The organism is Stenotrophomonas sp. 109824_Sma, assembly GCF_056480025.1.
In genome coordinates, this window is the sequence record NZ_CM151078.1 from 4527782 (window position 1) to 4540484 (window position 12703).

The following is a 12703-nucleotide window of genomic DNA, read 5'->3' on the forward strand; positions in this document are numbered from 1 at the left end:
CGTCAGTCGTCTCATCGGGTCAGTCACGCAGGGATGCCCGCCAGGCCACCAGGGCGGCGGCGGCGCGCTGGGTCCTGTACTCATCCGGATTGACGCCCATTTCATTGCGCGCCATGCCGGCAAGGGCCGCACACAGTTCCTGTTCGCCTGCACCGCGCAGCAGCTGGGACTCGATGCGATCTGCGTAGGCGGCGTACTCGCCACGGCAGTCCGGATTGGCCTGGATGCCTATTGGATCCCATACATAGTGCAGGACTTCATCCACCGCTCGGCCCAGTGCACCGCGCCTGCGTTCTGCCGCCTGGCGGACCTCCTTCCAGTGTGGCGTGTTGTGCAGTGCCTCGAACGGCATCGGCACCGGCGACAACAGGTAGGAGATGCCGTCTTCTTCCTGCTTGACGTGCCAGACGCCAACACCGACATCCGCCATGTGCTCCGACAGCGGGAAAACAAAGGCGGGCAGCCACAACAGCTCGATGCGGCCATCTCCCTGCCAGCCCAGGGCGGTGAACATCCCGGCTGCGGTCTCCCGGTAGGCCTGCGCGGCAGCCTCGCCGACCAGTTGCCCCGGATCCAGCATGAACACCCGGTTGTCGATGTACTCGACCACGCTGCCATGGAACTCGCGCAAGCGCTCGGGCGGGTAATCGATGACCTGTTCAGGGGCGATGGTGTAGCTCACTTCGTGAAATCCTTTCCGCTGGAAGGCGAGTGTGGCGCGACGACGGGCATCATCAACAACTCCGCCAACCCACGATAGATCGGCACCCGGCACACCAACCCGGACACACCACGCGCGATCAGCACCGTGGCCAGGATCGGCAGCAGCAGGTCGCCGCTGTCGGTCAGCTCCAGCGAAATCACCGCCGAGGTCAGCGGTGCCTGGGTGACGCCGGTCAGATAGGCGCACATGCCTAACAGTACAAATGCTCGCGGATCCACGCCCGGCATCAGTACCGCCAGGTTATGCCCAAGGCCGGCACCGACCGCCAGCGCCGGCGAGAACAGGCCACCGGGGATACCCGCCACGTAGGACGCCAGATTCGCCAGCAGCTTCATCAGACCGAATTCATGGCCGACCATCGCCTGCCCCTGCACCAGGCTGCGCGCCTGCTCGTAGCCGGTGCCGAACGCGCCTTCGCCGAACGTCAACGCCAGCGCCACCACCACCAGGCCGCAGCCTGCAGCCAGCAGCACGGGATGCCGCTGCCGCAGCTGGCCCAGCCAACGCGGGCGGCCCGCCGCACTCGCCAGCACCGCGCGCGCGAACAATCCACCCAGCAATCCGGCCACTGCGCCGCACAGCAGGATCGCCAGCCAGCCCTGTCCCAGCGGCAGCCGCGCGCTCACATGACCGAAGTAGGTGTAGTTGCCGAGCAGGCCGAGCGACACCACGCCACCGACAATCACTGCGGTCAGCAAGGTGCCGGAGAACCGATGCTCGAAACGGCCGCTGAGCTCCTCGATGGCGAAGACGATGCCGGCCAGCGGCGTGTTGAACGCCGCCGCAATGCCCGCCGCGCCGCCCGCCAGCAGGAAGTGCGAGAGCTCGCGTGGGTCCTTGAAGCCGAACCAGCGGCCGAACAGGTACATCAGGCTGGCACCCACATGCACCGTCGGGCCCTCGCGCCCGACCGACGCGCCGCCCAGCAGCGACAACGACGTCAGCAACAGCTTGCCCGCCGAGACCGCAGGCGAAAGATTGGTCCTGCGGAACGACTCATCCGGCTTGTCCAGTGCGGCGATGACCTGCGGAATGCCGCTGCCCCGTGTGGGCTTCAGCACGCCAGAAGTGAGCCACGCCAACAACGCGAAGATGCCCGGTGTGAGCAGCAGGGCCCACCACGGCGAATGCGAGGTGATGCGCTGGAACAGGTGGAAGGCCGCGTCGCTGGCCTTGGCGAACAGGATGGCCACCAGTGCCACGGCCACGGCGCCGCCCCAGAGTGCGGCGCGGCGGCGCCAGGCCTCACTGAGAACCAGCGCGGTGATACGGCCGCGGAGGCGATGGAGATCGGTCATGCGGGGCAGTCTGGACGCTGCGGAGGAAGGCGGACAGCGGCTACTGTGGCTGAAGGCCTTGCAGGATGCGGTGAAATGCCCGGCCGTGGATCCTGCTGACAGCCTGCCCCGTGCGTGCACCGCTAGACGGGCAGGCGCTCCCGCCACCGGCGCTTTTCCACGCTGCGCACGTTGGGCTGCTACCGCAGCCAATCCAGATAGCGCGGCAGATGTGCCAACTCATCATCGCTCGCATCACCGGTCAGGGCTGCTGCCGGATGCGCACTTCGCCATGGCGCATGCGCGCCAGGTCGCCCTGCGCTTCCAGTACGCCGCGCGCGACCAGTTTGCGCACGCGCTGGGCGTAGAAGACATCGGCAATGCCGGGGCGGCGCTGCGGGTCCAGCGACATCGCGTTGCCCACGATGAAGGCGATTTTCCGGAACTGCCCATCGCAGTGGGAAAGCAGTTGCGCATCGATCCAGGCGATGTCCTCGTCGGTCAGCGCGGCGATGTTCTGCCGCTGCTGCTCGGTAAGGTGGGCATCGCTGTCGGGCTCCTCCTCGGTGTCGCGCAGGCAGCCATTGATGGCCAGCAGGCGAACCAGCACGTACAGACCGAACGCCTGCAACTCCTCGTCGGGCAGCGTCGAGGGATCGAGCTGCCCCGCCGCGTAGTCCTTGAAGGTCACGAAGATGCGGTTCTGCCAGTGACCGGGTTCACTCGTCTGGCGCAGATCATCCATCACCACGCGCAGGCCGCCGTCAGGCAGTTCGGCCAGGCTGCACAGCACCGCATCGGGGCGGATCGGGTAGGGCTGGTAGCTGTCCATGGCTCATGCTCGCGAGTCCGTATGCAGCAATGAACTTACACCGTAGCGCGCATTTCTGGCGGTCGATTTCTGTAAACTGCACAAGAATATTTAAGTTGACAGGCCTCGCCAGCCCACCCACACTGCCGCCCTCGCTCCACTCGTACCCAAGGTCCCGCCATGGCTGCTGCCATCCGCCACGACTGGCAACACGACGAACTGCAGGCGCTGTTCGATCTGCCGTTTCCCGAGCTGCTGTTCCGCGCCGCCGCGGTCCATCGCGAGCATTTCGACCCATCGCAGGTGCAGGTCTCCACGTTGCTGTCGGTGAAGACCGGCGGCTGCCCGGAAGACTGCGCGTACTGCCCGCAGGCGCAGCGCTACAGCACCGGCGTGAACGCGCAGAAGCTGATGGAGACCGATGCGGTGCTGGCCAAGGCACGCCAGGCCAAGGCCGCCGGTGCCTCGCGCTTCTGCATGGGTGCCGCGTGGCGTTCGCCGAAGGACCGCGACATTCCGAAGGTGGCGGCAATGATCGCCGGGGTGAAGGCGCTTGGCCTGGAGACCTGCGCCACGCTGGGCATGCTCAGCGGCGAACAGGCACGTGCGCTGAAGGACGCCGGCCTGGACTACTACAACCACAACCTCGACACAGCGCCGGACTACTACGATTCGATCATCCACACGCGCCAGTACCAGGACCGCCTGGACACGCTGGAGCACGTGCGCGATGCCGGCCTGAAGACCTGCTGCGGTGGCATCGTCGGCATGGGCGAGACGCGCGCGCAGCGCGTCGGCCTGCTGCTGGCGCTGGCCACGCTGCCGGCACATCCCGATTCGGTGCCGATCAACAAGCTGGTGCAGGTGGCGGGTACGCCGCTGCACGGCAGCGCCGAGCTGGACCCGTTCGAGTTCGTGCGCATGATCGCGGTGGCACGCATCGCCATGCCGCGCTCGATGGTACGGCTGTCGGCCGGGCGCGAGGCGATGAGCGACGAACTGCAGGCGCTGTGCTTCCTGGCCGGTGCCAACTCGATCTTCTACGGCGACAAGCTGCTGACCACCGGCAACCCGGAGAGCGAGCGCGACCTGGCCTTGTTCGCTCGGCTGGGATTGCAACCGATGGCGGTGCAGGTGGATGCCGAGGGTCATGACCACGGCGGTACCGTGCACGCCGATATCAGCGCCGATGCGCCGGCCTGTGGCTGCGCTCACGCGGCCTGAGACGGGTCGCAAGCAGGCGCCGCGGCAACGCGCTACCCTAGCCGCCCCGTCGCCGCATTCAGCCGCCATGGCCCGCCCCGACCTGACCGCCCGCCTCCACGCCCAACGCGCCCTGCGCGATGCCCAAGGCCGTCGCCGCACGCGGCGCACGGTCACCCGTCGTGACGGCGTCCGCCTGGAAGTGGACGGCCAGTGGCTGACCGGCTTCTGCAGCAACGATTACCTGGGCCTGGCCCAGCAGTTCAGCGTGGTCAACGCACTGCAGGATGCGGCCGCACGCGAAGGCACCGGCGCGGGTGCCTCGCATCTGGTCTGCGGCCACCACGCCCTGCATGACGCGCTGGAGCGCGAAGTGGCAGAGTGGCTGGGCTACCCGCGCGCGCTGCTGTTCGGCAGTGGCTTCGCCGCCAACCTGGCCGTGCAGCAGGCGCTGCTGAGCGAAGAGAACGATGTGTGCGTGCAGGACAAGCTCAACCACGCCAGCCTGCTCGATGCGACGCGGCTGGCCGGTGCGCGCCTGCGCCGTTATCCGCACCTTGATGCCGAAGGCGCGATGCGCCAGCTCAAGCACGCGCCCGATGGCGCGGCGATGCTGGCCACCGATGGTGTCTTCAGCATGGATGGTGACATCGCACCGCTGCGTGCATTGTCGCTTGTGGCACGCCTGCAGCAGGCGCTGTTCTATGTGGACGATGCGCATGGCGTGGGCGTGGTGGGCGATGGCCGTGGCGCGGTCGCGGCTGCCGGACTGGGCGTGGACGATGTGCCGCTACAGCTGGTCACGCTGGGCAAGGCACTGGGCGGTTCCGGCGCGCTGGTGCTGGGCCGCGACGACCTGGTCGAGCACCTGGCCGAAACCGCGCGCCCCTACATCTACACCACCGCGATGCCGCCGCCGCTGGCCGCCGCAGCACTGGAAGCGGTGCGCCTGGCCCGCCGTGACAACTGGCGGCGTTCGAAACTGACCGACCTGATCGCGCTGTTCCGCGGCGAAGCCCGCCGCCATGGCCTGGACCTGATGGCCTCGGAAACGCCGATCCAGCCGCTGCTGTGTGGCGACGACCACCGCGCCGTGGCGATGTCCAAGGCATTGGAACAGGCCGGTTGGCTGGTCGGCGCGATCCGCCCGCCCACGGTTCCCGAAGGCAAGGCGCGCCTGCGCGTCACCCTGTCCGCGTTGCACACCCCCGAGCAGGTGCGTGGCGTGGTCGAAGCCATTGCCAGCGCGCGCGATCGCGTCGACCTGGCCGCGCGTGAGGCCGCGCCACCGCCGCTGCCGGTCTTTGCCTGAGCCTGTTGCCGTTTTCCCATGCATATCGACGTCACCGGCCAGGGGCCGGACCTGGTACTGATCCATGGCTGGGCCCTGCAGGGCGGCGTGTTCGCGCCGCTGGTGCAACGCCTGGCCGATCGCTTCACCCTGCATCTGGTTGATCTGCCGGGCCATGGCCACAGCCGCGAGGACACCACGCCGCTGCGCCTGCCGTTCGTGGTCAACGCCATCGCCGCGGCCACGCCGCCGGCGGTGTGGTGTGGTTGGTCGCTGGGCGGCCTGTTCGCACTGCACGCCGCCGCAACGCTGCCGAAGGTGCGCGGGCTGGCGATGATCGCGGCCACGCCGCGCTTCGTGCGTGGCGAAGACTGGCCGCATGCGGTGGAACCGGCGGTGTTCGAGCAGTTCGGGCGCGAGCTGGCCAGCGATTTCGGCGGCACCCTGGAGCGCTTCCTGGCGCTGGACGTGATGGGCTCGGCACACGCCCGCGAGGAGCTGCGCACGCTGCGCCAGCGCCTGGTCGAGCGCGGTGCACCCACCGAACGCGCCCTGCTGGAAGGCCTGCGCCTGCTGGAAGGCACCGACCTGCGCGGCGCACTGCCGACGCTGGGCAAACCCAGCCTGTGGATCGCCGGCCAGCGTGACCGGCTGGTGTCGCCGACGGCGATGCAGGCCGCTGCGGCACTGGCCCCGGGCGGGCAGGCGCTGACCATCGCCCACGGCGGCCATGCGCCCTTCCTCGGCCATGCCGACGAGGTCGCCGCGGCCCTGCAACACTTCGTTGCCGGCCTGTCACCGGCCGATGGCGGACAATGAGCGCCTTCCTCATTCCGCGGGATTGACGCATGGATCTGGGTATCAACGGCCGCTGGGCACTGGTCTGCGGCGCAAGCAAGGGGTTGGGCCTGGGCTGCGCGCGGGCACTGGTGCGCGAGGGCGTCAACGTGGTGATCGTGGCCCGGGGCGAAGCCACCCTGCAGGCCGCCGCTGAAGAGCTGCGTGCCCTGCCCGGCGCCGCGGAAGTCCGCGTGGTCGCCGCCGACGTCACCGCCGAGGCCGGCCGTGCCGCGGCGCTGGCCGCGTGCCCGCAGGTGGACATCCTGGTCACCAACGCCGGTGGCCCGCCGCCGGGCGATTTCCGCAGCTTCGAGCGCGACGACTGGATCGCCGCACTGGACGCCAACATGCTGGCGCCGATCGCGCTGATCCGCGCCACCGTGGACGCGATGATCGCGCGCGGCTTCGGCCGCATCGTCAACATCACGTCCTCGGCAGTGAAAGCCCCGATCGACATCCTGGCGCTGTCCAACGGCGCGCGCAGTGGCCTGACCGGCTTCGTCGCCGGGCTGTCGCGCCGCACCGTGGCGCACAACGTCACCATCAACAACCTGCTGCCCGGCCAGTTCGACACCGACCGCCTGCGCGCCAACTTCGCCCACTCTGCGGGCAAGGACGGCGATGCTGCGGAAGTGGCCGAACGCCGCCGCCAGCAGATCCCCGCCGGCCGCTTCGGCACGCCGGATGAATTCGGCGCCGCCTGCGCCTTCCTGTGCAGTGCACAGGCCGGTTACCTCACCGGGCAGAACCTGCTGATCGACGGCGGCGCCTACCCCGGTACGTTCTAAGAGACTTTCGCAATGCCGTCCCACTTCGATGCCCGCCATGTCCGCCGCGCGTTCGCCCGCGCCGCCAACAGCTATGACGCCGCCGCCGCCCTGCAGCGCGAGGTGCAGGCGCGGCTGATCGAATCGCTGGACTACCTGGAGGCACGCAAGCCGGAGGTGGTGCTGGACATCGGTGCCGGCACCGGCCACGCCAGTGCACTGATGAAGAAGCGCTGGCCGAAGGCGCAGGTGATCGCGCTGGACGTGGCGCTGCCGATGCTGGACCAGGCCAAGCGCCAGGCTGGCTGGTGGAAGCCGTTCCAGCGCCTGTGCGGCGACGCCGCCGCGCTGCCGCTGGCCGACAACAGCGTGGACGTGATCTTCAGCAACCTGTGCCTGCAGTGGGTGGACGACCTGCCGGCAGTGTTCGCCGGGTTCCGTCGCGTGCTCAAGCCCGGTGGCCTGCTGTTGTGCTCCACTTTCGGCCCGGACACGCTGGTCGAACTCAACGAAGCCTTCGCGGCCGCCGATGACCGCCCGCACGTGAGCCGCTTCGCGCAGATCGCCCAGTTCGGCGATGCGCTGATGATGGCCGGCTTCCGCGACCCGGTGCTGGACCGCGATCTGTTCACCCTGACCTACGACGACCTGCCCTCGCTGATGCGCGAGCTGCGCGCGATGGGCGCGACCAATGCGCGGGTGGACCGCCGCCACACGCTGACCGGGCGTGGCCGTTTCGCCGCTGCTGCGGCGGCGTATGAACCGATGCGCCGTGCCGACGGCAAGCTGCCCAGCAGCTGGGAAGTGATCTATGCCCACGCCTGGGCACCGGACCCGGGCGCACCGATCCGCGAAGGCGGGCACGACGTGGCCTCGGTACCGGTGTCGGCGATTCCGATCCGGCGCAAGCAGACCTGATCACGCGACCGCGCACCTGCTTCTGGTAGGTGCCAACCTTGGTTGGCCTCTACCGATCATCCGGTAGTGCCGGCCGCTGGCCGGCAGATGTCCACCATGGAATCATGAGGTTGCCGGCCAGCGGCCGGCACTACCGACTGCAACCAATCAGGTATTGGCCGGCGAACTCAGCGGCGGGCGCACCAGGTCGCGGTGGAAGAAATAGATCTCCTGCACCAGGAAGCGCCAGCTGGTGTGGAAGCTGCGGAAGCGCGTGCTGGGCGTGGACGAGGCCAGCGCATCGATGCCCAGCGCCTTGCTCAGGCGCAGCGCGCGCGCCATGTGCAGCGGGTCGCTGACGATGATCACCCGGTGCAGGTCGCGCTGGTCCATCAGCCGCTTGGCTTCGACCAGGTTCTGCACGGTGTTGCGCGAGGCGGTCTCGATCAGGATCGCGTCGTCCGGCACGCCATGCTTGAGCGCATAACGCCGCGCCACCTGCGATTCGGAAAAGCGCGCGCCGGTGCCGCCATAGCCACCGGTGAAGATCAGCAGTGGCGCGTACTGTGCGTCATAGAGATCCAGGCCATGGCGGATGCGTTCTTCGAACACCGGCGACGGCTTGGCGTCATAGGCCGCCGCGCCGAGCACGATGATCGCGTCGGCCTTGGCCGCCTGGTCGCGCTCACCCACCCAGACGATCCAGGCGGTCACCCCCAGCAGCCAGATCACCAGCAGCACGAACAGCCGCCACAGCCAGCCCAGCAGGCCGGTGCGATGCCGGTGCCGGTCGCGGCTCAAGGCGCCCCCCAGCGCAGCGCGGGCAGGTCGACATTGCCACCGGACAGCACCAGGCCCACGCGCAGGCCGGCGAACCGCTGCGGCTGTGCCAGCACCGCGGCCAGCACGGTGGCCGAGGACGGCTCGACCACCTGCTTGAGCACCTCCCACAGCAGGCGCATCGCGGCCGTGGTGGCAGCGTCGTCAACCACGATCACCTCGGCGCCGGCCGCGCGCAGCAGCGCGAAGTTGGGGGCGCCGATCAGGGTACGCAGGCCATCGCAGATCGTGTCCGGGGTGAAGGCCGCCTGGCGCTCGCCTGCGGCCAGCGAGCGTGCGGTGTCATCGGCGCCGGCCGGTTCGGCCAGCACCAGCCGGGTCTGCGGGCTGGCGAGCTGCAGGGCCAGCGCGCTACCGCTGGCCAGGCCACCGCCGCCCACCGGCACCACCAGCACATCGAACGGGCCGTCGCTGTGCAGCAGTTCCAGCGCCGCGGTGCCCTGTCCGGCCATCACCGCCGGGTCCGCATACGGATGAACCAGGGTCGCGCCGGTATCGGCCTGCACCTTGGCGCAGGTGGCCTCACGGTCGGCGATGGTCGGCGGGCAGCGCCAGAGGGTGGCACCGTGCCGGGCGATGTTGGCCAGCTTGGCCGCCACCGCACCTTCGGGCACCACCACGTGACAGGGGATGCCACGGGTGCGCGCGGCCAGGGCCAGGGCAGCGCCGTGGTTGCCGGAGGAATGGGTGACCACGCCGGCACGGGCGCGATCGGCATCCAAAGACCACACCGCGTTGCAGGCACCGCGGAACTTGAATGCGCCGCCGCGCTGCAGGTGTTCGGCCTTGAACGCCAGCTGCGCGCCGGCCAGCGCATCAAGCGTGCGCGAGCGCAGCACCGGGGTCACGCTGGCGTGCGGCGCGATCCGCGCAGCGGCAGCCAGGACATCGTGGGCACGGGGCAACAGTGAATCGCTCATGACGCAAGATTAACGTATGGCTCCGCGCTGGCGACCCCGGCACAGGTCATGCCAGCATGAGGGCCTTCACCTCCATTCATCCTGGCCAGTGAAGTTAAGGGCCGATTCAACGCCTGCGCACGAAGCTGACTGCACAACCCGTCCTCTGGGGGGACCCACCATGAAAACGCGCCTGATGCTTGCCGGTGGCCTGATGCTGGCCCTGACCGGCTGCACCACCTACGACTACGTCGGCGGTGGCCGCAGCGGCAGCTACTACCACGGTGCGCCGTCGGTGGAATACCGCTACCCGGCCGGCTATCCCTACAACTACGGCTACCCGTACTACGGCGGCTATGGCGGCTACTACGGCGGCTATGGCAATCCGTACTACTCGCGCCCGGTCTACCGCCCGCCGCACAACCACCGCCCGCCGCCGCGCCCGCCCGGCAATGGTGGCGAGAACCGTCCGCCGCCGCCGTCGCGGCCGTCGTACAACGGCGGTTCGCCGTGGCGGAACATGGACTCGATGCGTCGCCCGCCGCAGTCGAACATCCAGCCGTCGGCGCCTCCGCCGCAGGCCCGTCCGGCCCCGGCGCCCAGTGCGCCAAGGATGAACGGTTCCCCCTGGCGCAACATGGATCGTGGGACGCAGCGCACAGTTGAGCGCTGAACCGTCTTGCATTTCACACGGTCCAAGCCGCACTCTACGGGACCAGTGACGGCCCGCGTCACAAAGTGACAAAAACGACACGGGCCGCCGCAAAAAGCTCTACGTCGATATCCGACAGGAACATCTGGATCCCCCCTGTTCCGGCCCTGTCGGATGTCGGCACCTCTGAAGGCAGACGGCCCCGCAATGCGGGGCCGTTTGTTTTCGGCGAGAGCCCCAGCATCAGTAGATCCACGCCATGCGTGGATGGGGCCTTCCCGACAGCCCCAAAAAACAGGGCCGGACAGTCCCCCGACTGCCGGCCCTCTGCTCCCCCACCGTGCGCCTGTACCGGCCCCTGTTCCAATTCCGGTCACGGGCGCCTACGGCGCCAGCCACGGTGGGTGCTATTGGGTTATCTGCAAAAATCCTGCCAACTTTAGGGCTGATTTCGACGCCGGCCGGCCGGCACCGACGTCCCGGCCCCGAATGGCGCTAAAATCGCCACCCCGGCGCCGCCCCCGGTCCGCGCCCGCCCCCAGCTGAACAGCCCCCATGAACCCGTCCTTCCATCGTTACGACGTCATCGTCATCGGCGGTGGCCACGCCGGCACCGAAGCCGCGCTGGCCGCGGCCCGTACCGGCGTGCGCACCCTGCTGCTGACCCACAACATCGAGACGGTGGGCGCAATGAGCTGCAACCCGGCCATCGGCGGCATCGGCAAGGGCCACCTGGTCAAGGAAATCGACGCCCTGGGCGGTGCGATGGCGCATGCCGCCGACCGCGCCGGTATCCAGTGGCGCACGCTCAACGCCTCCAAGGGCCCGGCTGTGCGCGCCACCCGCTGCCAGGCCGACCGCAACCTGTACCGCATGGCGATCCGCGCCATCGTCGAAGGCCAGGCCAACCTGACCGTGTTCCAGGCGGCGGTCGATGACCTGGTCATCGAAGGCGACGCCGTGCGTGGGGTGATCACCCAGACCGGGCTGCGCTTCGACGCCGAGGCCGTAGTGCTGACGGCCGGCACGTTCCTGGCCGGCAAGATCCACGTCGGCCCGACCCAGTACGCCGCCGGCCGCATGGGCGATCCGCCGGCCACCACGCTGGCGGCGCGCCTGCGCGAGCGCCCGTTCCAGGTCGACCGCCTGAAGACCGGCACGCCGCCGCGCATCGATGGCCGCTCGCTGGACTACAGTGTGATGGACGAGCAGCCCGGCGACACACCGCGGCCGGTGATGTCCTTCCTCGGCTCGGTGGACGAGCATCCGCAGCAGGTCAGCTGCTGGATCACCCACACCACCGAACAGACCCACCAGATCATCCGCGACGCGCTGCACCGCTCGCCGCTGTACAGCGGCCAGATCGAAGGCATCGGCCCGCGCTACTGCCCGTCCATCGAAGACAAGGTGGTGCGCTTTGCCGAGAAGGCCAGCCACCAGATCTTCGTCGAACCCGAAGGCCTGGGCATCGTCGAGATCTACCCCAACGGCATCTCCACCTCGCTGCCGTTCGACGTGCAGCTGGAGATGGTGCGCAGCATCCGCGGCTTCGAGAACGCGCACATCACCCGCCCCGGCTACGCGATCGAGTACGACTTCTTCGACCCGCGCGGGCTGAAGGCCTCGCTGGAAACCAAGCTGGTCAACGGCCTGTTCTTCGCCGGCCAGATCAACGGCACCACCGGCTATGAAGAAGCCGCCGCGCAGGGCCTGCTGGCCGGCCTCAACGCCGCGCGCCAGGTGCGCGGGCTGGACAGCTGGTGCCCGCGCCGCGACGAGGCGTACCTCGGCGTGCTGGTGGATGATCTGATCACCCACGGCACCAACGAGCCGTACCGCATGTTCACCAGCCGCGCCGAGTACCGCCTGCAGCTGCGCGAGGACAATGCCGACCAGCGCCTGACCCCGGCCGGCCGCGAGATGGGCCTGGTGGATGACCGCCGCTGGAACGCGTTCGAGACCAAGCAGGCCGCGGTCGCCGCAGAGCGCGCACGCCTGGGCGCACTGTGGGCAACCCCGGCCAATGCGCTGGGCCGCGAAGTGCAGGACACGCTGGGCGTGGCAGTCAGTCGCGAAACCAACGTGCTGGACCTGATCAAGCGCCCGGAGCTGGATTACGCGCAGCTGATGCAGGTGCCATCGCTGGGCCCGGCCGTGACCGACGCCAAGGTGGCCGAGCAGGTGGAGATCGGCGTGAAGTACGCCGGCTACCTGGACCGCCAGCGCGAGGAGATCGAGCGCCAGCAGCGGCATGAAGCCACCCCGATCGCTGAAGCCTTCGATTACGCGACGGTGCGCGGGCTGTCGGCCGAAGCGCTGCAGAAGCTGGAGCGCGTGCGCCCGCAGACCATCGGCCAGGCGCAGCGCATCCCGGGCATGACCCCGGCAGCGATCTCGCTGCTGCTGGTGCATCTGGAGCGCGCACGCCGCGGCCGCGTGGCGTAAGCAGTCACACCTACTTCTGGTGGGTGCCGACCTTGGTCGGCACGAATCATCCGATCG

12 protein-coding genes are annotated in these 12703 nt (G+C 69.0%); 7 read left to right on the top strand and 5 right to left on the bottom strand.

Annotated features, from left to right (window positions below; all coding sequences use genetic code 11):
• Positions 1-19 precede the first annotated feature (19 nt).
• The 3 genes from ACZK1G_RS21250 to ACZK1G_RS21260 form a co-directional block, all read right to left on the bottom strand.
• Complete coding sequence (locus tag ACZK1G_RS21250) at positions 20-682, bottom strand: hypothetical protein (RefSeq protein ID WP_101766256.1); 663 nt, start codon at positions 680-682, stop codon at positions 20-22.
• Positions 679-2022 carry a chloride channel protein gene (locus ACZK1G_RS21255; RefSeq protein WP_049444157.1) on the bottom strand — a complete coding sequence of 448 codons (1344 nt, stop codon included), beginning with the start codon at positions 2020-2022 and terminating at the stop codon, positions 679-681. Before ACZK1G_RS21255 ends, ACZK1G_RS21250 begins: the two co-directional genes overlap by 4 nt.
• 241 nt (positions 2023-2263) lie before the next feature.
• Positions 2264-2833: a DUF3658 domain-containing protein gene (locus ACZK1G_RS21260; RefSeq protein WP_049444159.1), complete on the bottom strand. Its 570-nt coding sequence runs from the start codon at positions 2831-2833 to the stop codon at positions 2264-2266.
• Between the two features lie 159 nt (positions 2834-2992).
• Here ACZK1G_RS21260 and bioB point away from each other — a divergent pair, with 159 nt between their 5' ends.
• The 5 genes from bioB to bioC all read left to right on the top strand — a co-directional run bounded on the left by bioB (position 2993) and on the right by bioC (position 7831).
• Positions 2993-4036: a biotin synthase BioB gene (bioB, locus tag ACZK1G_RS21265; protein ID WP_049444160.1), complete on the top strand. Its 1044-nt coding sequence runs from the start codon at positions 2993-2995 to the stop codon at positions 4034-4036.
• A 67-nt stretch (positions 4037-4103) separates the two neighbouring features.
• Positions 4104-5327, top strand: a complete 1224-nt coding sequence (gene bioF / locus ACZK1G_RS21270) for an 8-amino-7-oxononanoate synthase (protein WP_101766257.1) — start codon at positions 4104-4106, stop codon at positions 5325-5327.
• Positions 5328-5345: 18 nt separating this feature from the next.
• Positions 5346-6125, top strand: coding sequence for a pimeloyl-ACP methyl ester esterase BioH (gene bioH, locus ACZK1G_RS21275; RefSeq protein ID WP_049444168.1), 780 nt, complete (start codon positions 5346-5348; stop codon positions 6123-6125).
• Positions 6126-6154: 29 nt separating this feature from the next.
• The gene (locus ACZK1G_RS21280; RefSeq protein ID WP_101766258.1) at positions 6155-6934 is read left to right on the top strand and encodes an SDR family oxidoreductase; all 780 of its coding nucleotides are present in this window, start codon (positions 6155-6157) and stop codon (positions 6932-6934) included.
• A 12-nt stretch (positions 6935-6946) separates the two neighbouring features.
• Positions 6947-7831, top strand: coding sequence for a malonyl-ACP O-methyltransferase BioC (gene bioC, locus ACZK1G_RS21285; RefSeq protein ID WP_049444172.1), 885 nt, complete (start codon positions 6947-6949; stop codon positions 7829-7831).
• 147 nt (positions 7832-7978) lie between these two features.
• Here the strand turns inward: bioC and ACZK1G_RS21290 are convergent, their stop codons facing one another.
• Both ACZK1G_RS21290 and ACZK1G_RS21295 read right to left on the bottom strand, forming a co-directional pair.
• Entirely contained in the window at positions 7979-8611 is a 633-nt protein-coding gene (locus ACZK1G_RS21290) for a YdcF family protein (protein WP_049444174.1), read from the bottom strand.
• Positions 8608-9570, bottom strand: coding sequence for a pyridoxal-phosphate dependent enzyme (locus ACZK1G_RS21295; protein ID WP_049444176.1), 963 nt, complete (start codon positions 9568-9570; stop codon positions 8608-8610). Before ACZK1G_RS21295 ends, ACZK1G_RS21290 begins: the two co-directional genes overlap by 4 nt.
• A gap of 160 nt (positions 9571-9730) precedes the next feature.
• On the opposite strand from ACZK1G_RS21295, the gene ACZK1G_RS21300 reads away from it, so the two are divergent.
• Both ACZK1G_RS21300 and mnmG read left to right on the top strand, forming a co-directional pair.
• Positions 9731-10222, top strand: a complete 492-nt coding sequence (locus tag ACZK1G_RS21300; protein ID WP_014038852.1) for a hypothetical protein — start codon at positions 9731-9733, stop codon at positions 10220-10222.
• A 534-nt stretch (positions 10223-10756) separates the two neighbouring features.
• Positions 10757-12646, top strand: coding sequence for a tRNA uridine-5-carboxymethylaminomethyl(34) synthesis enzyme MnmG (mnmG, locus tag ACZK1G_RS21305; RefSeq protein ID WP_101766259.1), 1890 nt, complete (start codon positions 10757-10759; stop codon positions 12644-12646).
• The last annotated feature ends 57 nt before the right edge of the window (positions 12647-12703 follow it).